Origin of the sequence: Pseudomonas sp. SMN5, assembly GCF_052041925.1 — a bacterium.
Taxonomy (GTDB): Bacteria; Pseudomonadota; Gammaproteobacteria; order Pseudomonadales; family Pseudomonadaceae; genus Aquipseudomonas.
In genome coordinates this window covers 189,652-210,722 of sequence record NZ_JBKGGX010000009.1, presented here as the reverse complement: position 1 = coordinate 210,722, position 21,071 = coordinate 189,652, and the positions used below count along the sequence as shown (strand labels likewise).

The following is a 21,071-nucleotide window of genomic DNA, read 5'->3' as shown; positions in this document are numbered from 1 at the left end:
AAGGCACATTCCGTGAGCATGCGGCATGTGAACTTCCTAAAAATTTGCACCAGGAGTGAACGTGACGATATCCGGGCAGTTATCGAGGATTGGCCTCGCAGGCGCACTGTTGGGGGCAGCGCTGGGGCTCAGCGCGACGGTCCACGCGCAAGGCAATGTGGAACAGGCCAGTGCCGAGATCCGCCGCACCCAGTTCGGCGTGCCGCATATCCGTGCCGAGAACGAGCGTGGGCTGGGTTATGGCATCGGCTACGCCTACGCTCAGGACAACCTCTGTCTGCTGGCCAACGAAGTGGTCACGGTCAACGCCCAGCGCTCGCGTTATTTCGGCCCGGAGCAGCGCACGGTGGAACAGCGCGAGAACCGCGCCAGCGACCTGTTTTTCAGCTGGCTCAACACGCCGCAGGCGGTCTCCGGATTCTGGCAGGCCCAGACGCCGCCAGTGCAACAGTTGGTCGAAGGCTACGTGGCGGGCTACAACCGCGCCCTGGCCGAGCGCCAGGCCAAGGGCCTGCCCGAGCAATGCCCCGGCGACTGGGTGCGGCCGCTCACCGCGTTCGACCTGGTCAAGCTGACTCGCCGTCTGTTGGTGGAAGGCGGCGTTGGCCAGTTCGCCGAAGCCCTGGCCGGCGCCCAGCCGCCTCGGGCCACCGCACAGAACGCCGGCCCGGCGTCGACCTTTGCCGGCGCGGCGGACCGGCAACAGCGCTTCGCCCTGGAACGCGGCAGCAATGCCCTGGCCATCGGCAGCGAGCGTTCATTCAACGGCCGTGGGATGTTGCTGGCGAACCCGCATTTTCCATGGGTCGGCGGCATGCGTTTCTACCAGATGCACCTGACCATCCCAGGCCAGTTGGATGTCATGGGCGCGGCCCTGCCAGGCCTGCCGCTGATCAACATCGGTTTCAGCCAGCACCTGGCCTGGACCCACACCGTCGACACCTCCAAGCATTTCACGTTGTACCGCCTGCAACTCGACCCGAAAGACCCGACCCGCTATCTGCTCGATGGCAAGTCCGTGCCGATGAGCCGGCAGACGGTCTCGGTCGAGGTCAAGCAAGCCGATGGGCGGGTTGGTACGGTTTCCCGCGTGGTCTATGGCTCGCAGTTCGGACCGATCGTGCAGTGGCCGGGACGGCTGGACTGGGATAACCGGTTCGCCTATAGCCTGCGGGATGCGAACCTGGAAAACGACCGCGTCCTGGCCCAGTGGTACGCAATGAACCGGGCCGTCAGCCTCAAGGACTTCCAGGATGCGGTCCATCGGATCCAGGGCATTCCGTGGGTCAATACCCTGGCGGTGGACGACCAGGGGCAGAGCCTCTACATGAACATGTCGGTGGTGCCGAACGTCGGGGTCGATAAACTGGCACGTTGCAGTGATCCTCGGGCCGGCCTGCAATTGATCGTTCTGGATGGCTCGCGCAGTGAATGCACCTGGGACGTAGACCCCAAGGCCGCGCAAAAAGGCATCTATGCCGCTGACCAGCTCCCTCAACTGCTGCGCCGTGACTTTGTGCAGAACTCCAACGACTCGGCCTGGATGATCAACCCGGCGCAGCCCCTGTCCGGCTACTCACCTCTGATCAGCCAGCAAGGCCTGCCGCTGGGGCTGCGGGCACGGTTTGCGCTGGACCAGCTCGGCCGGCTGGCGAAAGACGGTCCGGTGGAGGTGAAGGATCTTCAACGTATGGTCATGGACGACCGGGTCTACCTGGCCGACCAGGTGATGCCGGACCTTTTGGAGGCCTGTGCCGCTGAATCGGGGCCGGAGGCCGAGGCAGTGGCCGAAGCCTGCGTGGCGCTCAAGGCCTGGGATCGCACCGCCAGCCTGAGCAGTGGACCGGGCTTGGTGCACTTCCAGCAGATCATGGCGCGGTTGCAAGCGATGCCCGATTCGTGGCGCGTCGCGTTCGATCCGAAAGACCCGCAACATACGCCTAGGGGCCTGGCAATCGAGCGAGCGCCAGTGCTCAAGGCCGTGCGCGAAGCCATGGCGGCCTCGGTAGAAGAGGCCAGGGCCACCGGTGTGTCGAAGGACCTCCAGTGGCAGGACATTCAGGTTGCCAGCAGCGGAGGCCGGCAGACGCCGATTCACGGCGGGCCAGGAGAGCTGGGCATCTACAACGCGATCCAGAGTGTGCCGGGGGCAAATGGCAAGCGCGAAGTGGTCAGTGGCACCAGTTATCTGCAAGTGGTGACGTTCGACGGCCATGGCCCGAAAGCCGAGGGTTTGCTGGCGTTCTCCATTTCCAGCGATCCTGCGTCGCCGTACTCGGCAGACCAGACCCAGGCGTTTTCCCGGAAGCAGTGGAGCGTGTTGCCCTTCACCGAACAGCAGATCAAGGCCGATCCGCACTATCAGGCGCTGATTATCCGTGAGGGAGATGAGGCGGCCAGAGTGGCTACGCAATAGCGCCGCTGTCCTGCGCGAAAAAAGCCGCGTCCCGAAAGGGTCGCGGCTTTTTTCAGTTATGGGTGGGGCGTGGCCCGATGGGATTGAGCACCGGGTTTCCGTCCTGGTTCCGGGTCAGGTAGACCGGCAGGACTTTGGGCAGCGAAGGCACCAGATTCTTCACTTCATCGAGGTCGTAGACGCCACCGATACGCAGGGCGCCGGTGCTGTTATCGGCCAGCATGACCGGGCGATCCAGGTAGCGGTTGATCAGCGGCAGCGCCTCGCTGAGGGCCAGGTTGTCCAGCACCAGCTTACCGTTGCGCCAGGCCAGTGAGTTGTCATTGCCGTCGATTTCACGCACCTGTGGCAGGTAGTCGCCGGCCTTGTAGCTCGCCTGCATGCCAGGGGAAAGCTGCGAGCTACCGCCGTTGGGCGCCGGGTTGCTGGTCACCTGTACGGAGCCTTCGACCAGCGTGACCCGCACTTGATCCTGGTACATCCAGACATTGAAGCGGGTGCCGGTCACGCGCACCTGGCCCTGGTCCGCCCGAACGATGAACGGGTGCTGGCGGTCATGGCTGACGTCGAAGAAGGCCTCGCCTTTTTCCAGCGTGACGCGACGCTCGTCCTTATAGTTGGCAAACACCAGCTCGCTGTTCAGGTTCAGCTCCACCTGGCTGCCGTCACTCAGGGTGACATGGCGCACGGTTGCGCCGGCTTCATAGCGTTGGTAGCTGTCAGGCAGCCAGCCCAGGTTCCAGCCGGAGAACGCCGCCAGGGGCAAGCCCAGCGCAAGCATGGCAGCAGCGACCGCCAAGCGGTTCCAGCGCGAGCGTGGACGGTATGTTTGAGCCGCCCGAGCCGTCGACTCGACCCGGGGCAATTGATCGGCGACCTCCCAGATCTCCAGCATGGCCTCATATTCGAACGCGTGCAGCGGATCCGCGTCGTGCCACTGCTTGAATGCCTGCCGCTCGGCATCGGTGCAATCGGCCGCATGCAGGCGCATGCACCAATGGGCGGCCGCATCGGTGATGGCGTCGTATTCGGCTTCCGAGAGGGTACGTTCGGTCATGGACTCTTCCTGGTTTGCCGCATTCTAACCTTCGGCGTCCGCCGCCGAGAACTGCCGTCATGGCGTTTAACTATCAAATTTTCCGGGTTTTGCCGCCCGGAAGGCTCAAGCATCGGCATCTGGCGGGTGTAGCCTCTCATAAACATCGTGAAAAAAAGATCAAGGCTCGTGCGCTTCAAGCCAAATGCCCAGCTTGCAGGGCTAGCGCATCGGCAACGAAGAGGGCGCATCGAGTTGGCGGCCCAGTTCACAGATCAGCCGTGCCAGCGAATCGGCGTTGCGCAGTATGAGATCAATGCGTTTATCCGGCAGATGCGGATACAAGAACACATCACGAGCCTCGTCCATGGACTCGGCACCGGTAACCTTGAGGATTTCCCTGGCCACGTCCTGAAGTTCAGGCACCCGTTCCAGGCTCCTGAGTGCACCAGCTGTGCCATCCCAGGCCATGAACAGCTTGTGTCTCGGGGTGCTCAACGAAAGCGCGCTGGACTGCTGTTTTTTCTGCGAGTTGTATTTTTCCTTGCCCAGTGGCGTCGCTCTGGAGATCAGGTCGAGGAAAGGCAGTGCCGCATCCAGGTAAGCGATATCGTAGGTATTGAAGAGCTGATGGGAAATTTCGTGGATCAGCGTCGCCGCTTGGGCGTGGGCGTCGATATTGAAGAATGGCGGCACCAGTTCCTTGTATTCATCCAGCCCTACGTGGAAGAAAAACTGGGTCAGATAAATTCTGCCGACGGCATTGGGTTCGAGCACGAAGGCGGTCGCCGCATCGTTGGCGTCCTTGAGATTGCCAATGACGATGCGTTTGCCGTTCTGCAATTCCCAGGACGGGTCCGCCAGGGCCTGGCAGATCGGTGCAACGGCCGTGTGGATTTTTTTGACCAGGCTGGCATCGACCTCATGGACACCGAAAAACGCCTTCAGGAATACCTCCAGCCTTGACCCTGGCGGCACTTGACGCTTGATTTGATCAAGGTTGTGCAGGGCATTGCCGCAATAATGCCGCGCCGTTTCCAAGGCCTGCACAATCGCGGTCGCATAGTGGGGATACTTGCGGCGTATCTGCGCCATGCCCCGGGCCTCGATGTTCATGGAGCCGGCAGCCGTGTGGTCGCTGTAGGCGTTGGCCAACGTCGACATCACTTTGCCGTAGCGAATCGTCTGGCGTCGTGGGTCGATGGTCCAATGCTGACCGTCAGGCGAGCTGTGAAGGATCGGCCCTTCGGCATTCGCATGGATCACGCGCCAGGCCTGTTCCACCTTCGCCACCTGGAACACCTTACCGGCGACGGGCACGTAGAGCTTGCCGGTCGCCATGTCTTTGTAGGTGCCGTGTGTGGCGTGTTTGTGTAGCGTGTCGAGGCTGACTCCGTTGGCTTCGAAGGGGTGCAGGTTGGTGCGCGTCGCAACGGTGGACGCAATGTCCTTCCACGAGGGTGCTGACGGGCCAGGAGTGCCGGGCGCGCCTGGACCGATCGGGGCGAGCAGGCCGAAGGTATCATCCGGGTTAAGGGCGCCCAGGGAGACCATCTCCGCCGCCCCGGCGATGAAATCGTGCAGGCCGGCTTTCCAATCGTGCTGTTGCAGTGACTCGGCAGAGGCCTTGAAGTCCTGGTAGCTTTCCCAAAGCGTCTCGATGAACGTCAGTTTGCCCTGCAACTGTTTGCCCGCCAGCTTGACCCCGGCCTTGAACAAGTGTTTGACGGTGTCCCAATCGAAATGACGCCTTGTGTCGGTTTGCGTCGTCAGCATGTCGGCCAGCAACCTGACATTGTCGTCGAACAGCGTGTCGAGCAGGTTCGTCGCTATGGGGTTCGAGGCCAGGGCGATCTCCGACGAGGCCCCCACCGTCGAGGCGAACAGATTTGCGAAGGTGGCCTGCTGGCTTTCTGGAAGCCGGCGGATCAACAGGTCCTGGAGCGCACCCGGCACATTGAATGCCGCCAACACGCTGGCTTCATCCTTGAATTCGGAAAACTGATGGCCCGTATGGTAGGGCGAATACAGCACCTGAGGCGCCGTTGCATCGCTGCTGGAGCCGATCAGGTACAACCCAAGTGTCTTGATTGCGCGAGTGCCTTCGGTCTTGATCAGCTCCAAAGGTCGAATCAATGCGCTGGCGCCCGCCACGGTCTGGCGCGCAATGGCATCCGGCATGTCCAACACCTGGCGAATCAGGTCGAAGGCCGTCGGTGAAAGATGCTGCTGCAAATGCAGCGCGTGGGCGTATTGCAACAGTTGCCAGGGCAACTGTCGGCCAAAGCGCTGTTTGCTCTGCCGGGCTTCGACGCCGGAGCCGGAAAGCGTGTCCACGACGGTTCGTTGATACACCGTGGGAATGTCCAGGGACAGCAGCAACTGCCTGATCGCCGCCTCGTTCAGGCCGTCCGGCAACTTTTGCCGGGTGGTCGATGACACCTTGAAGCCGGTCATCTGGATGACGTCGTTATGGTTCAGCGCGAAATCGGTCAACAGGCTGGCCGGCCCCGCCACGGCAAGGTTCGGGGTGATCAGGAGCGTGGCAGGGTCGAGGTTGCTGGCGGCGAAGCGTGTGTTCAGCAGCCGCTTCAACGTCCGATTGACGTAGCTGTGCAGCGGTTCGATACCGTCGAGGTAATCCTTGCCGTCGCTCGCGCTGTTCTTGTATTGCTCAAGCAGGTCGATGTGCAGGCGCTGGTCTTCAACCGAGGCGGTGCCGAGCCAGGCGGGCAGTTTCTGTTGCCAGCGGATGGCCTCGGCGATACGTACCGCCCGAGGCAGGTTGGTCGGGGCGCCTGCGTTGAGCCGGGCTTGCAGGCTATTTCGCAACGCCGTGCCGGTCAGCCGCCAGTCACCGGATTTCAAGGCGTTCAAGTAACTGTGCTCGGCCTCGAAGTGTTCGATGAATGACTGCATCCGGTTGAGCGGCGCATTGTCTTCAATCAGTTCAAAGGTTTCGAACTGGTAGCGGCCGTGAGGCTTGCGCTGGGAAGGGGTGAGGTTGGCGAGCAGGGCGAAGCGCCGTTGTGGATCAAGCAATTGCCGATTCAGGTGCTTCGTTGCACGTTCCACGCAGCTGAACGCTTGTAAGCCGTCGGCGGGCGTCCAGAGGATGCCCATGCCTGAAAGCGGGGTATCGAGCCCCCCGCGCTCGGTCAGGAAAAAACAGCTGGCCAGGGGCATGGAAGCCATTTCGCCCTCTGCGTGGTACGCCACTCTCAGCGAGTAGACATCGGGCCGGAAACCTTTGACCCCGATCCGTTGCTTGCGGTCCGGGTATTGGGAATCGGCGGCGAAAACGCTGCTGATGAGATCGTGCGCAGCCGCGGGCAATGTCTCGTTGAGCTCCCGCAGTTCGGCCTCTGCGCGTAAGCCCAGGGAAAACACGTGGGCCAGGTTGGGTAGCAATCCGCGCAGTTGGGTGCGCAGCGAAGCCGAGTGGGTGGCTGGCAGGCGTGTCAGTTGGCTATTGAGGGCGTCCTCGACCGTGGCATAGCTCTTGATCTTTCGTTCCAGGGTGTCGGCCAAGTAGTTGGAGGGGCGCAAGTCGCCGTAAAAAGCCGGCTGCGTACCCCAGTGTCCGTCGGTTTCCATGCGCATCAGGCTGGGGCCGATCAACGAGCGTATGTCGAGTGCCTTGTCGATGAGCGCGTGAATGTCCATCTCATTCTGACGGGACATCTGCAATGCGTAGCTGAGGTTGTTCAGTTGCTTGCCGATGATGGCGCCGGCCAGCGACTCGGAAACCGGCAGATCCACGGCCTTGCCTGACACCTGCGGTGTGTCGAAGCGCAGGAAACGGTTACGTTCATCCAGGCTCAGCAGGCTGTACAGCGCTTCTTTGCCAGCGGCGGGGGTTGGTTTGTTCAGGAGCACATCCTTGAACCCCAGGTAATTGTCGACTTTCTGCACGCCGCGGTTGGGCGTGTAGAGGTAGTGACCCTTGCCGCTGATCATCAAGGCGCCGGCGAGTTCAACGTAAAGCGGTTCGTACTCCCAAAGGCGCACGGATTCGATGAACAGCAGTGGCTCTTCCCGTCGGGACGGCCTGAACAATCGCAGCAGTTCCTGATTCTGTTCGTCGGTCAGTTGCTTGCTGTCCCTTTGGTGCAGGATGCTCGCCTGTAATGCGCTTTCGATCACCTGCGACAGCAACAGTCGACGTGAGGCGTGGAAAGGTCCGCTGGCGTCCCAGTAGCGGTCGATGCAGCGTATGAGGCTGGGGATCAGGTTCCTGGCGGTACCCTTCAAGACGCTTTCCCACTGCCGGGTGTTCTCGGATGAAGCGGTGATCTGGGGATGGATGAAATCCACGTCATGCCCGACAGGTCGCCCCTGATGGTGGAAATAGACAAGCACCGCTTCGGCCAGCGACAGGTGGCGGGTCACCTGGCCCGATTGCGGATCCGCCGGGTTGGCTCCGGTGCTCAAGGCTACGCGGGTCTGCTGATGATCGAAATTCACCACGGCCTCGCTCAACATCTCTTCGAGCATGACGCGCAGCGAAGGCAACTTGAGCAGTTCATCCACCATGACCAGGGCATTGAGGTTCTGCGCGTGCTCAATGGAGTCGATCGCGCACCTGAAGACATCGTTGGTGATGGTCCGGCGGCTTTTTTCGAGCGAGCTGGCGGCGTTCAGTTCGGCACGCTGGGAAATCGCCAGGAACCGGAACAGGTCGGCACGCGCTGTCGAGTCGTCCAACAGCTCGTCCATTCGATTGTCCAGCGCTTGCAGGTTGGCGAACTTTTTCAGGCCACCATGCGGCGTATAGAGGAACGCGGGCCGCAGGTCCGCCTCGTCAGTGTCTGCCTGGCCGGTGTAGGGCAAGGCGCTGAGGGTAAAACAGCCGGCCAGTGGGATCGGCGGGTTGTCGCCGGCTTGCAGTGTGATCGTTTCGGCCCACATCGGTCGCGTCTGTGAACGGCGCTGGGCGTGGCTGGGCAGGGCGACATGGTGCAGCCAATCGAGATCGGCCTGCGTCAGGTCATGGGCGCGGGTCAAGGGGTCCAAATGCTGGGTGCCCAGCACTTGGGGAAATAACAGGGGCGAGGTCTCAATGGTCATCATGGCTTCTCTATCAGGGCGCCGCGAGACGGCGAGCCCGTGGATGAAGCCGCCACACTAGTGACCCGGCAGCGGGCAAGGGCGGTACATAGTTACCGCGCCGGACAAGGATTGACACAGTGCAGGCGAAGCAGTGTTAATCGGCGCACTGGTTGTCCCAACGCTGTCGCTACCTCCAACAATCATTCTGGAGCTTCAGATGTCTGCGCTATCCGATCACGCTGATTCTTGCACCCTGTCCCTTGATGAACTGGTGGGCCTGCTGGAGCGGATTTTCCTGCGCCATGGCACGTCCGCCGAGGTCGCCCGGACCCTGGCGCAGAACTGCGCCTGCGCCCAACGCGACGGCGCCCACAGCCACGGGGTGTTTCGCATCCCCGGCTATGTCTCGACGCTCAAGAGCGGCTGGGTCGATGGGCAGGCGGTGCCGGTGGTCGAAGACGTCGCCTCCGGTTTCGTGCGGGTGGACGCCGCTAACGGTTTCGCCCAGCCGGCGCTGGCGGCGGCCCGTGCGTTGCTGGTCGAAAAGGCGCGCAGCGCCGGAATAGCCGTGCTGGCTATCCGTAACTCTCATCACTTTGCCGCGCTCTGGCCGGATGTCGAGCCGTTTGCCTACGAGGGTCTGGTGGCTTTGAGCGTGGTCAATAGCATGACGTGCGTGGTGCCGCACGGCGCGGACCGTCCGTTGTTCGGTACCAATCCGATTGCCTTCGCTGCGCCTCGGGCCGACGGTGAGCCGATTGTCTTCGACCTTGCCACCAGCGCCATCGCCCATGGCGACGTGCAGATTGCCGCGCGCAAGGGCGAGTTGCTGCCTCCCGGCATGGGCGTGGACAGCCTTGGCCAGCCGACCCGCGACCCGAAGGCGATTCTCGAAGGCGGGGCACTGTTGCCGTTTGGCGGGCACAAAGGCTCGGCGTTGTCGATGATGGTCGAGTTGCTGGCAGCCGCGCTGACGGGGGGCAACTTCTCGTTCGAGTTCGACTGGCATAATCACCCTGGGGCCAAGACCCCCTGGACCGGCCAGTTGCTGATCGTGATCGACCCGAGCAAGGCTGCCGGGCAGAGCTTCGCCGAACGCAGCCAGGAACTGGTCCGGCAGATGCACGGCGTGGGCCTGCGACGCTTGCCGGGGGACCGTCGGCACCGAGAACGCAGCAAATCCAATGAGCAAGGCATTGCTTTGGATGAACAGACGCTGGCGCAACTGCGTGAACTGGCGCGGATCTGAAAGCCGCGTCGTGCCAGTACGCCTGCTCGCGATGACGGGGTACACATCCTGTGATGTCGGCTCGGCCCTCAGGATCCCAAGGCAAACGCATCGGAATTAATTGGCTCGACCTTCCTCAAAGGACAATAGTCGCCACAGCCTACCTGTCGCTCTGCCCGGAGTCATTCATGAAAACCAAAGCGGTACTCACGGAACAAGACGTCGCACAATTGCTGGTGGCAGCCAAGGAACTGGCCCATCAACGCCAGTGGGCGGTATCGGTTTGCGTGGTCGACGATGGCGGCCATCCGCTTGGGCTGTTGCGCCTGGACGATGCCACGCCACTGTCGGCCTACATCGCCACTGAAAAAGCCCGTACTGCCGCCATGGGACGGCGCGACAGCAAGTTCTTCGAAGACATGATCAATGACGGCCGCCACGCCTTTCTCAGCGCACCGCACCTGCATGGCATGCTTGAAGGCGGGGTTGCCATCCGCCATGACGGGCAGTGCATCGGCGCGATCGGCGTTTCGGGCGTCAAGTCGGAGCAGGATGCCGAACTGGCTCGGCTGGCGGTGGAAACGGTGCTGCCGATCCTTACACCGGATGCTTGATAAACCGCTATCGCGAGCAGGCTCGCTCCCACAGTGGAACTGCGGCGGGCCGACTGTTTGTGAACGGCAAAATAACCTGTGGCAGCGAGCTTGCCCGCGATGGCGCCGGGCCGGGCGACGACTCCCTTGGCAGATTTGCACAAATCTTCCAGACACCACCGGCCACAGCCGTTAATCTGCCCAGGCCAATCCACCGAACAGGGCCGCCCATGACCTCGCGCAACTGGATCGATCTCAAGCAGGACGCCACGTCCGGCATCGAGACCGTGCGCGCGCATTTCGAAGGGCATGCCTACGATCCCCACTGGCACGACACTTATCTGGTGGGCGTGACCGAGCAGGGGGTGCAGCAATTTCATTGTCGTCGCCAGCAGCACAACAGCACGCCGGGCAAGGTATTCCTGCTTGAACCCGGTGAGCTGCATGACGGCAATGCACCCCACGAAAAGGGCTTTACCTATCGCACGTTGTACCTGGAGCCGCATTGGCTCGAACGTGAGCTGCGGTCCTTGTTCGACGTGGCGCCGGACAACGCCCAATTGGGCTTCGCCGCGACCCTGACCGATGATGCGCGGCTGGCCGGTGCCACCGCCGCTGCATTCCAGAGCTTGCATCAGCAGGAGATCCGCATTGTGCGCCAGACGGCCCTCGACAACTTGCTCGCCAACCTCACGCAACACCTGCACTGGCGTGCACGGATCAACCCGGACCCCAGGTTGCCATTGGTCGCGCAGCAGGCCCGGGATTACCTGCACAGCCATCTGAGCGAAGACGTCGGCCTGGACGACCTGGCGCGGGCTACCGGGGTCGATCGCTTTCGCCTGACCCGGGCGTTCAAGGCCGCGTTCGGCCTGGCGCCCCACGCGTACCTGATCCAGTTGCGACTGGCCCGGGCGCGACGCCTGCTTGCCAGCGGTGAAAGCGCCGTGGCAGTGGCCGCCTTGCTCGGCTTTGCCGACCAGAGTCACCTCGGCCGCTGGTTCCAGCGTGCTTATCGTCTGAGCCCGGCGGACTACCGCAAACGCTGCTCAATTGTTCCAGACTGAGCACCGCTGCACGGGGGAGGATCGGCTCACGATCCTTTACCGAGAAGTCGCTCCATGGACCAGTTACTGCCGTTTGCCTTGTTCGCCTTTGTCGCCTCCATCACGCCCGGCCCGACCAACATCCTGGTGCTGAGCCATAGCTCGCGCTTCGGCCTGCCGACCACCGTACCGATCATCCTCGGCGCCTGCGCGGCAGCGGCCTTGCTGGTGTTGTTGGTGGGCACCGGGCTCGGCGACCTTCTGGCCCGTCACACCACCCTCCAAACGGCACTGTCCTGGGCCGGTATCGCCTGGCTGAGCTGGATGGCCTGGCAGATTTTCAGCGCCCCGGCCCAGGCCATCGACCCCGACCAGCCTGTAGAAGGCCCGACCCTCGGCCTGGTCGGGGCTGCCGGTTTGCAACTGGTAAACCCCAAGACCTGGATGATGGCCCTGGCAGTGGTCAGTGTCTTCGCCGGAGCCGAGGCCGACCGCACCGTGCGGGTGCTGTGGCTGTCACTGGCATTCTTTGCGATCTCTATCCCTTGCATGACCGTCTGGGCTTATCTGGGCCGTGGCGCGGCCCGATTCTGCCGCTCCGCCGTGGCGATGGGACGCTTCAATCGGGTCATGGCGGTGATGTTGCTGGTGTCGGCGTGGCTGACGCTGGTGGTGTGACTGTGATGCCCTGCGGCAACCGCTTGCAACAGTCGCAGGGTTTCAAAGAACGAGTGATTTGGGGAGCATCGCCCACGCCAGAACTCAGCGTATTTCACGTTGTAGATGCTCTATAGACCCCAAGGAAGGAGGTCCATCATGTCAACCGTTACCCATATAGATTTTATCCAGGCCAGGCTGCCAGCCTGGCTGAAAAGGGCCACACGGCCCCGCCAGGAACGCTTCAAGGTGCTGACCCGGCAATTGCAGCGCGACAGCGATGCCCTCAATGCCTTGCTAGGCGATCTGCCGGCGCCTTATGCCTTCACCCTCGACCGGCTCAAGGGGCAATCGCAATTGCAGGGCTGGAGCCAGGTGAACGGCGGCGGCAGTGTGGCGGACGCGATAAAGCGCGCCAGGGTCCGGCGCGGCCCGTACGTCACCGATCCTTCGCTGTCGGTGATCGAAGCGGCCATGCGCAATTACCCTCCGGCCGATGCCGTCGCCGGCGGGGATTTCGACAGCCGGGGCGAGCTGTTCATCCAGGGCCGGCGGGGCGAGTTCCAGCAAGGGGATACGCCATCGAACACCGCGCCACTGGGCATGACCCCGGCCAGTTTCGCCAGCCTTTGCCGGCAGCTGGACATCGGCGGCGCCTACCGGCAGATACTTGAACGCAAGCTGCCGCGCATCACCGGCGAAGTGCCAGGGGTGGCGAAGGCCTACATCGCCTACGCACGCAGCCAACTGCTCCACGATGCCTACGAGGCCAAGCTGGAAGGACGCCTGGACACTACGGGCGAACGGTTGCTGGCCTACGCCGGTGTCCATCTCGAAGAGCAGCCGGTGGCGCCCTTGGCCTGCGAGGTCAAGGCTCTGGAGCTGCTGGGTGCGCCATTGTTTGGCGCTCGGGTGTACTGGGGGCTGGCGGGGGACGCCAACGGCGTTCGTCCGATTGTCCTGCACATGCCCCACGATGCCGTTACCCCGCTCAAACAGTTCCCGAGTTTGCAAGCGCTGTCGGCGGAGTTGACCGAGCGGGTCCGCAAGCGCAGTTACCGCCAGAGCCTGATGCGTTACCTGCCACTGCGTTTGCAGGCGAGCCTCGGGCCGGCCCTGCACGATCAAGTGGAGTGGAAGGTCGTCGACAACCTCAATCTGTTTCAGGAGATTCATGCCCGCATCACGGGGTGGCGCGAAGGCGAGCGGGGCGAGGACGACAATCATCGGCGCATCCGGATCCCCACGCCGAAAGTGGCCTGGGGCCTGAATGAAGTTCGCGAGAACCACTGGCACGCCGCCTATCACGAGTGGCGCGGGCACACCCTGGGCAACGCTTCGGCGTTGATGGTCCCGACCCGGGACCAGGACTGGCGGGCGCTGTTGGCTCGTCTCGAATACTGGGAGGGGCTCGTTGAGCGGTCGCTGATGCTCGCCGCAACCTTTTTTCCATTCTGCGCACCTATCGGAATGGTCGCAGCGGCGGTGGGTGGCGTGCGGCTGGTGTACGAAATCTTCGAAGGCGTCCAGGCCTTCAACGAGGGCCACGCGCAGGAAGGCATCGAGCATATTTTCAACGTGCTGTTCGGGATCGCACAGGGTGCCTACCTGGGCTTCATCGGCGGGGCCGTCGAGCCGATGCGGGTGGCTGACGGCACCACCCGCCTGTGGAATGGCGACGTGCGCCCCTTCGAAGCGCAGCGCTTGCCACCGCTGGAGGCCGAGCAGGATGCCTGGGGCGTCTGGCGCACCCCGGACGAGGCCTGGGTGCGCATCGACGATCGCTACTTCGAGGTGCAGGGTACCCAGGATAACCTCAGCCTGCGCCTGCCGTCCGCGCATCGGGGCGTGACACCGCCGCTGGAGTGGAGCCGCGGCCGTGGCTGGCAGTGGGCCCATCGCAACCCGATGCAGCGCGACAACCTGACGCTGCTGCGCAACTTTACCCAGACGCCGGCCGATCTGGACAATACGACAATCCTCGCGGTGCAACGTCGGGTCGGCGTCAGCGAGTCGCATCTGCGCTACCTGCAAGTCGAGGCGCGACCGATGCCGGCGATATTGGCCGACGCCCTGGATGAGGCGCGGAATTGGCAATGGGTACGCCACACCATCGAGCGCCTGCGTCGGGGTGAAGCACCCCAGGGCAAGCATTTTCGCATCGTCCAGACACTGGCGGAGCTGCCGGGCTGGCCGCGTAACACGACGCTGCGTTATCACGATGGTGTCACGCTTTACCCCGTGGGCAGCATCAGCGACACACGGTTTATCCTGCTGAGCAAAATGGACCTTGCCAGCGACGCGTGGGCCGCGCGGATCCTGGATGGCTTGAGTGTCAGTGAACAAAGCGCGCTGCTTGGACAGAACAGTCTCGGGTTACCGCCGCTGGAGCGCAGTCGCCTGTTGGCCGGGCGTTGGGCGGCGCGTCTGGAGCGAAGTGCCCGACGGGTGACGCTGGCGATGGTCAGGTCTGTCGAGCTCGATCCCTTGGCGGTGCCCCTGGCCCGAGCGTTCCCGGGCCTGCCGGAGTCCATCGCCAACGAGCTGGTCCACGACGTGGCCGGCAATGATCGACTGCGCCTGCTGGAGGGTCGTGTCCCTGAAAACCTCGGCATCCAGTGCGCCGAAGCCTTGCGTGAGCTGCGCCTGAGTCGGGCCTTGCGAGCGCTGGAGCGCGGCGACAGTACGCTTGATCGGGATCGCATCGTCATCAGCCTGCTCGCCAAGGCGCCTGGGTTGAAGGGCCGCGTGCATCTGCGCCTGTGGTTGCGCGAGCTGCCGGGCCCGCTCGAGTTGGGGGACTCCGGGCCGTTGAAAGTGATCCGTCAGGAAGGCGACCTGTATCGTCCCTTCGACGAAACCGGCGAAGAGCTGGCGAGTGCCTTGAGCCTGGAGGAGGCCCTGTTGAGAGCCATGCCGGACGATGCCCGCCGCGCATTGGGCTTGAACATCTGGGAGGCGGCCAGACTCCGCAGTCAGCTGTTGGCTCAGGCACTGGACGACCGCCAGGCCCTTCGCCCCTATCTGTTGATGCGCCGCCTGGGCAGCGCTGGTTCCGAACCGCAGTGGTTAAACGGACGCCTGGTCTATCCCCTCAGCGGCCGCGGTCGGCTCGGGCTGCAGGAATGGATCGGCAGCTTGAATCAGCGTCTTGAGCGGCTTTATCCCGCGCACGCGGCGGATGGCCTCGAACGACTAAGGTCAGGTCTGGCCGACCAGGCTGAAGTCCTGGGCATCAGCGCCAGCGAACTGGTCGGTCGCCTGGAAAGCGACTGGGCCACCCTGGACGAAGAGCTGCGCCAGTGGGCGGATGATGAAGGCTTCCATCACCCGGTCGAGCAGGCCCTGGACCGCGAGACGCTGGTTGCACAACGTCGACTGATTGCCAGGAGAATTCGTCGTGCGTGGCAGCGCGCACCGGATCCGGGTCGGGAAGGCAGCGAGCTGGTGCTGCGAATAGAAAACGTCACCATAGGCCGGTTGCCGCCGATCAGTGTTCGTTTCGAGCATATCGAAGCGGTGATTCTGAGCAACGCGGGCCTGATGGAAGATCCTTCGGACTTCCTGCGAATGTTTCCCCTGATCGACGCACTGAATCTGCACGGCAATCAGCTCACCGCCATCCCGGCAGCGGTGGCTGAGTTGTCCGCACTGGTGGATCTGTCATTGGGACGCAATCCGCTGCATTTGAACGCGAATGTGTTCGCGCCATTGTCGGGCAGCGAAACGCCCGGTCCTTTATGGACCCTGAACCTGTCAGGCATCAGCAGCGGCGCGGAGGCGGGGACCAGAGCCGAGGTGCTTGCGGCCATCAACAGTCTGTCCTTGCTACCGACCCTGCGTGAGGTCGTATGGACCGACAACCTGAGTTTCACGGCCGAGCAGCTACAAGCCCTGACCACTGCGGTACCGGGCTTGCGAACCTTGAATCTGATGCGTTGTGGCCTGCGCCTGGATGAGGAGGGCAGTGCCTTCCTGCGCACGGCAACGGAGTTACGGGAGCTGCGCCTGAGCGAAAACAATTGCAGGGATTTGCCAGCGTTGCCCGAGCTTGCGAACCTGCTGGAGTTGGAACTGGCGAGGTCCAGGCTGGATCGGGTGCCGCCGCTGGTCCTGTCGGTGCTGGCCAGGCATTCCGAGCAGAGCTTCTCCGACATGTTCGTGGTCGATCTGCGGGAAAACCGGATCACCCGGATCGAGGACGACCTGCTTCCTGCTCTGGGTCGCTTGACCGATGACATGCTGGGGATCTGGCTCGACGACAATCCATTGCCCAGCGCGCAGATCATGTCGCTTCGCGATTTGATGGCCGACGCTTTCCGCTACAGCGTCGATGACTGGCTGTACATTTCTCCTCCCTTGCAAAGGGCGCTTGAGGTGGCCCGCGATGATCCCGCGATGCGCAGGTTCATCGACTGGTTCTCCTCCGGTATCCAGGCCGCGGACGGCCGTTCTCCGACCGGGCTGACGTACGCTGACCGTGAGAGAGCGGCGATCGTGATGCGGCAGTACGTCAACTATCGCGACGTTTACGCCCAGCTGCCGACGCAGTTGGGCGACTTCGACCAGCAACTGCAGCAACTGCGCGCACGCCTGCATGTTCGCAGTCTCGACAGGCAGCCGCCCGACCTGGTCGAGCTGGAAATGCATTTCCTGATGTTCGAGTCGGTGATGCACGCTCGCCTGGCCCGACATGGCGCGCCGTTCGCGACTTTTCTGAGCGCTCACCACACCCTTTGGGACCAGGCGCTGACGGGACGCTACCCCGACGTCGTGCAACGTCAGGGGTACATGACCCGCGACGCGTTCACCGACTGGCTCAGCGATGCCCAGGACAGCTTCAATAGCAACGACCAGGACCCGCGCATCGGCGAAATGACCTGGCGACCCTACCTGGGATTGATGTCCAGGGATTGGTCCGAAGGACTGGCGCGCTGGGAAACGGTCGATGACGATCTGGTGGATGCCTTCAGTGGTCCTGTGAATCCGTCGCGATGGCCCCAGGTCATGCTGGACAATCTGGCGCATCCGGACGCCGACTTGCCCAGTGCCTGGGAATCGATCATGGAGGACGGGCAAACTGTCTGGCGTCGGGTCAGGCTCGAAGCCGTGGCGGATGTGGACTGGACCTCGGGCCAGCCAGTGACCCTCACCGAAGACCAACTGCGCCGGACCATGGCCATCTATCGTTCGGTCAAGAGCCGGGAAGTCGAGGCGCTGGTGCGTCGGGTCACCACTGGCTTGGTCAATGCCTGGTGGCCGGTGCTGCCGCTTTGAATACCAGCGCTTTCAAACCGCATTGACTGTCGATGTCCGGGAATTCCGGTGGGTTGGCCAAGCGTTCCACGAAGGCCAGCCCCGGGGCCTCACGGGTCACGCCATCGATGAGAAAGTCCGGGCCGGTCGCCGGGTCATTGCTGCAGGCCAGGAGAATGCCCTGGGCCGTCAGCAATTCCGGCAGCCGACGCAGCACCCGCTGGTAATCCTTGGTCAGCAGGAAACTCCCTTTCTGGAAGGTCGGCGGATCGATGATCACCAGGTCGTAGGGACCGCTGTTGATCACTTTGCCCCAGGACTTGAACAGATCGTGCCCAAGGAAACTCACCTGGCTCAGGTCGTGGCCGTTGAGCCGATGATTGTCCCGGCCTCGGCTCAGGGCGGCGCGGGACATGTCCAGGTTGACCACGTGCCGTGCACCGCCGGCGATGGCAGCCACCGAGAAACCGCAGGTGTAGGCAAACAGATTCAGCACGCGTTTGCCTTCGGCGTTGGCGCGCACCCAGTCGCGGCCATAGCGCATATCCAGGAACAGGCCGTTGTTCTGCTTCTTGCCCAGGTCAATCCGGTAGCGCAGGCCACCTTCGGTCAGGGTCCATTCGTCGATGGGCTCGCCCACCAGCCATTGGGTGAGGCTCTGGGGCAGGTAGCGGTGTTGCACGGCGAGGGCATGGGCGCCGCTGTTTTTCCAGGCGGATGAAGCGCCGAGCGCGAGCAGTGTCGCGAGCAAATCATCCAATTGCGCCTGCTCCGGTTCCTTGAACAGCGACACCAGCACGATGCCTTGCAGCCAGTCGACGGTGATTTGCTCCAGCCCCGGCCAGCAGCGGCCACGCCCGTGAAACAAGCGGCGAGTCTCCTGCGGCGGGGACGCCAGGGCTGTGAGCAAATGAGTCTGCAGGGTCTGGAGCGCTTGAGGGTTCATCAGGCAAGGCCGGCGATTCGAAAGGCCGGCATTTTAACCACTGCCCGATCAGGTGCAATCCTGATGATCAGACGCGATCCCTGTGGCGAGGGGATTTATCCCCGTTGGGCCGCATAGCGGCCCCGAGAAGTGCAGCCACGCACCGACTCTGCCCCCCAACTCTAGCCACCACTGCTAGCCAAAATGCTCGCCACCTGCTGCGGCCGGCAGTTCAGATAGGCCGAGCGCTTGAGCCAGCCCGGGTCTGGATACCAGGAAAACATGAACTGGCCACCCTTTAGTCTGTCGATGACCTGGCGTGCCACCTGAGGACGCACGGCCGGGCAACCCTGGCTGCGCCCGATCCGGCCCTGGCGCGCGCTCCACAACGGATTCACGTAGTCAGCGGCATGGATCACGATGGCGCGGTCCCGGGCCTGGTCATTGAAACCCGGCTCCAGACCGTCCATGCGCAACGAATAGCCGTGGGTGCCCTGATAGCTTTCCTGGGTGCGGAACAGGCCCAGGCTGGACTGGTAGCTGCCCAGGCGATTGGAGAACTGGGTGGCGAAATTTTCCCCGGACTTCTGCCCGTGGGCCACCAGGTCACGCAACACCAGCTTCTTCTGGCGCAGGTCGAAGATCCATAGCCGGCGGGCCGTGGACGGTTGCGAGTAGTCGATGACCGCGAGGTGACGGGCCTGGGCCGCGCCGTTGGCGACTGCGCATTGCATCGCGCTCAGGGCACTTTTGAGCGCCTGGGGATTGAGTTCCGGCGCCGCGTGGGCGAGGCTGTTGTAGAGCTGAGAATTTGCCTTGTCAGCCAACGCCGGGCTGCACACCGCGCCCAGCCCGGTCATGACCAGGCAGAGTTGGCGCAAAGCCCTCAGTACGGATGAAAAATTCCCACGGTGGTGTTGGTTAGCGGCATCCCGTCCGGTGTAGTTCGTTTGCATGATGGCGGGTCGTACCTGTCGCAAAATTGCCCGTCAACGAGACGGCCATGGATTGGAGTAAAGCAGTTGTTCAAAAAGTCCGCATGTTACCTGAGCCTTTTATTGCTCACTGCGCCATTGGTCGCCACAGCCGAGGATGGCGACCCGGCGCTGGTGCAAACCACGCTGGGGCAATTGTCGGTCGCATGCCCGGAAGTCGCGGCGGGCGTCGACTTTCCGACGATGATCAACTTGCAGGCGTTCTATGAGCAAAACGCAGGCCAGGACATCTGGTCCGACGACGAACGACTCGCCGCATTAACAGCCCAGTTGCAGCAACTGGCCGATGACGGGTTGGATCCGAGGCGCTACCGCTTGCCGGTCGGAGGTGGCGGCCAATCCGCTCACTGCATCGACATCGCCATCAGCCAGCGCTACCTGCAAGCGTTGTACGAGCTGCGTTTCGGGTACCTGCCCCAGGACCGCCTGGAGCCGGTATGGAAGGCCAACCCACAACCTCGGGACCGTCAGGCCGAGGTCCTGGCGATTGCCGGGCCGGGTGTGCAAGACCTGGCGGCCGCCTTCGAGCAGGCCAGACCGCAACTGGCGTTGTATCGCAACTTACGCAGCCTCTATGCCAGCCTGCGGCAGCAACCGCTATCCGACTGGCAGCCGGTGCCGGGCGGGCCGCTGCTACAACCGGACAAACAGGACGCTCGCGTGCCGGCGCTGGCCCGGCGCCTGTTCGACGAAGGTTACTTGAGCGCAGCGCCGACGGACACCGACGAACATTACAGCCCGGTGCTGGTGGAGGCGATGAAGAGCTTCCAGCTCCAGCATTCGCTACAGGCCGATGGTGTGGTGGGGCCGTGGACGGTGACAGAGTTGAATGTCAGCCCCGCCACGCGCCGCGAGCAGTTGCGCATCAACCTGGAGCGCATGCGCTGGCTGGCCCAGGACCTGGAAGCCGACAGCGTCCTGGTCAACGTGGCTGCGGCCCAACTCACGGTCTACCAGGGCGGTGCGCCGGTCTGGCAAACCCGAACCCAGGTGGGACGCGCGCAGCGGCAGACGCCCTTGCTCAAATCCCAGGTCACGCGGCTGACTCTCAACCCGACGTGGACCATTCCTCCGACCATCATGCGTGAAGACAAACTGCCGGAGATCCGCCGTGATCCGGAGTTTCTCGCCCGGCAGAACCTGAGGATCCTCGACCGTGACGGCCTGCCGCTGACCGCTGCGGATGTCGATTGGGAGCATCCGGGTGACCTGATGTTGCGCCAGGATCCAGGGCCGAAGAACCCGTTGGGCAAAATGGCGATCCGCTTCCCCAACCCGTTTTCGGTGTACCTGCACGATACGCCGAGCCAGGCGTTGTTCAGCAAAGGCCCGCGGGCGTTCAGCTCAGGCTGCGTACGGATCGAACAGGTCATGCACTTGCGCGACCTGCTGGTGAGCCCGGCCGAGCGTGCGCGCACCGACACCTTGCTGGCCTCTGAATCGACTCATGAATTCAGGCTGGCCAAGCCGGTGCCGATCCTGCTCGGCTACTGGACCGTGCAGGCGGATGACCAGGGCCAGGCGGTGTATATCCCTGACATCTATGGGCGCGATGGCGCACTGTCCGCTGCCCGCGGGCGGGCGCTTTGAGGGATGGGTGGGAGCGCGCCTGCTCGCGAAAGCATTCGTACATTCGACACTCCTGCAAATTGGGCCACCGCAATCGCGAGCAGGCTCGCTCCCACATGGGTTCTGGTTGAAGCGGGTTCTGCGCTGGCCCGCACGGCTGCACTTTTATGAAGCCAGGGGCAGGGGATCGCACCAGAGGAAGGCAATTGTCGGTGCCTGGGGATCGCAGGCACGGGCGTTGTTGTGATCGACGTTTTCGCGAGCGGGCCCGCTCCCACAGGGTTTCGATGGTACTGAA

Annotated in this window: 11 protein-coding genes; 7 read left to right on the top strand and 4 right to left on the bottom strand. The window is 63.1% G+C overall.

Going from position 1 to position 21,071, the window contains the following annotated elements; translation table 11 throughout:
* Window positions 1-61: 61 nt before the first annotated feature.
* Entirely contained in the window at window positions 62-2,416 is a 2,355-nt protein-coding gene (pvdQ, locus tag ACLEJR_RS11695) for a bifunctional acylase PvdQ (RefSeq protein ID WP_440814068.1), read from the top strand.
* A 52-nt stretch (window positions 2,417-2,468) separates the two neighbouring features.
* Here pvdQ and ACLEJR_RS11690 read toward each other — a convergent pair whose 3' ends face one another.
* Window positions 2,469-3,473: a FecR family protein gene (locus tag ACLEJR_RS11690; RefSeq protein ID WP_440814065.1), complete on the bottom strand. Its 1,005-nt coding sequence runs from the start codon at window positions 3,471-3,473 to the stop codon at window positions 2,469-2,471.
* 201 nt (window positions 3,474-3,674) lie between these two features.
* Window positions 3,675-8,525, bottom strand: a complete 4,851-nt coding sequence (locus tag ACLEJR_RS11685) for a dermonecrotic toxin domain-containing protein (protein WP_440814062.1) — start codon at window positions 8,523-8,525, stop codon at window positions 3,675-3,677.
* A 196-nt stretch (window positions 8,526-8,721) separates the two neighbouring features.
* Here ACLEJR_RS11685 and ACLEJR_RS11680 point away from each other — a divergent pair, with 196 nt between their 5' ends.
* The 5 genes from ACLEJR_RS11680 (at window position 8,722) to ACLEJR_RS11660 (ending at window position 17,305) form a co-directional block, all read left to right on the top strand.
* Entirely contained in the window at window positions 8,722-9,753 is a 1,032-nt protein-coding gene (locus ACLEJR_RS11680; RefSeq protein WP_440814059.1) for an Ldh family oxidoreductase, read from the top strand.
* A 167-nt stretch (window positions 9,754-9,920) separates the two neighbouring features.
* Window positions 9,921-10,346 carry a GlcG/HbpS family heme-binding protein gene (locus tag ACLEJR_RS11675; RefSeq protein ID WP_440792095.1) on the top strand — a complete coding sequence of 142 codons (426 nt, stop codon included), beginning with the start codon at window positions 9,921-9,923 and terminating at the stop codon, window positions 10,344-10,346.
* A gap of 209 nt (window positions 10,347-10,555) precedes the next feature.
* Window positions 10,556-11,392 (top strand): AraC family ligand binding domain-containing protein, encoded by an 837-nt coding sequence (locus tag ACLEJR_RS11670; RefSeq protein ID WP_440792093.1) that lies wholly within the window; start codon window positions 10,556-10,558, stop codon window positions 11,390-11,392.
* 54 nt (window positions 11,393-11,446) lie between these two features.
* Window positions 11,447-12,049 (top strand): LysE family translocator, encoded by a 603-nt coding sequence (locus ACLEJR_RS11665; protein WP_440814056.1) that lies wholly within the window; start codon window positions 11,447-11,449, stop codon window positions 12,047-12,049.
* 138 nt (window positions 12,050-12,187) lie between these two features.
* Entirely contained in the window at window positions 12,188-17,305 is a 5,118-nt protein-coding gene (locus ACLEJR_RS11660; RefSeq protein WP_440814055.1) for a dermonecrotic toxin domain-containing protein, read from the top strand.
* Here the strand turns inward: ACLEJR_RS11660 and ACLEJR_RS11655 are convergent.
* Together ACLEJR_RS11655 and ACLEJR_RS11650 are read right to left on the bottom strand one after the other, a co-directional pair.
* Window positions 17,274-18,230 carry a class I SAM-dependent methyltransferase gene (locus ACLEJR_RS11655; RefSeq protein ID WP_440792087.1) on the bottom strand — a complete coding sequence of 319 codons (957 nt, stop codon included), beginning with the start codon at window positions 18,228-18,230 and terminating at the stop codon, window positions 17,274-17,276. The genes ACLEJR_RS11660 and ACLEJR_RS11655 overlap by 32 nt on opposite strands.
* A gap of 161 nt (window positions 18,231-18,391) precedes the next feature.
* Window positions 18,392-19,069: a murein L,D-transpeptidase catalytic domain family protein gene (locus ACLEJR_RS11650; RefSeq protein ID WP_440792131.1), complete on the bottom strand. Its 678-nt coding sequence runs from the start codon at window positions 19,067-19,069 to the stop codon at window positions 18,392-18,394.
* A gap of 162 nt (window positions 19,070-19,231) precedes the next feature.
* Between ACLEJR_RS11650 and ACLEJR_RS11645 the strand changes: the two genes are divergently transcribed.
* Entirely contained in the window at window positions 19,232-20,794 is a 1,563-nt protein-coding gene (locus ACLEJR_RS11645; RefSeq protein ID WP_440792085.1) for a L,D-transpeptidase family protein, read from the top strand.
* Window positions 20,795-21,071 lie beyond the last annotated feature (277 nt).

What these genes read in the sequence shown, in the direction of transcription:
- ACLEJR_RS11685 (WP_440814062.1), bottom strand. Translation starts at nt 8,525, where the DNA reads ATGATGACCATTGAGACCTCGCCCCTGTTATTTCCCCAAGTGCTGGGC.
- ACLEJR_RS11650 (WP_440792131.1), bottom strand. Translation starts at nt 19,069, where the DNA reads ATGACCGGGCTGGGCGCGGTGTGCAGCCCGGCGTTGGCTGACAAGGCA.
- ACLEJR_RS11660 (WP_440814055.1), top strand. Translation starts at nt 12,188, where the DNA reads ATGTCAACCGTTACCCATATAGATTTTATCCAGGCCAGGCTGCCAGCC.
- ACLEJR_RS11675 (WP_440792095.1), top strand. Translation starts at nt 9,921, where the DNA reads ATGAAAACCAAAGCGGTACTCACGGAACAAGACGTCGCACAATTGCTG.
- ACLEJR_RS11655 (WP_440792087.1), bottom strand. Translation starts at nt 18,230, where the DNA reads ATGAACCCTCAAGCGCTCCAGACCCTGCAGACTCATTTGCTCACAGCC.
- ACLEJR_RS11680 (WP_440814059.1), top strand. Translation starts at nt 8,722, where the DNA reads ATGTCTGCGCTATCCGATCACGCTGATTCTTGCACCCTGTCCCTTGAT.
- ACLEJR_RS11690 (WP_440814065.1), bottom strand. Translation starts at nt 3,473, where the DNA reads ATGACCGAACGTACCCTCTCGGAAGCCGAATACGACGCCATCACCGAT.
- ACLEJR_RS11665 (WP_440814056.1), top strand. Translation starts at nt 11,447, where the DNA reads ATGGACCAGTTACTGCCGTTTGCCTTGTTCGCCTTTGTCGCCTCCATC.
- ACLEJR_RS11670 (WP_440792093.1), top strand. Translation starts at nt 10,556, where the DNA reads ATGACCTCGCGCAACTGGATCGATCTCAAGCAGGACGCCACGTCCGGC.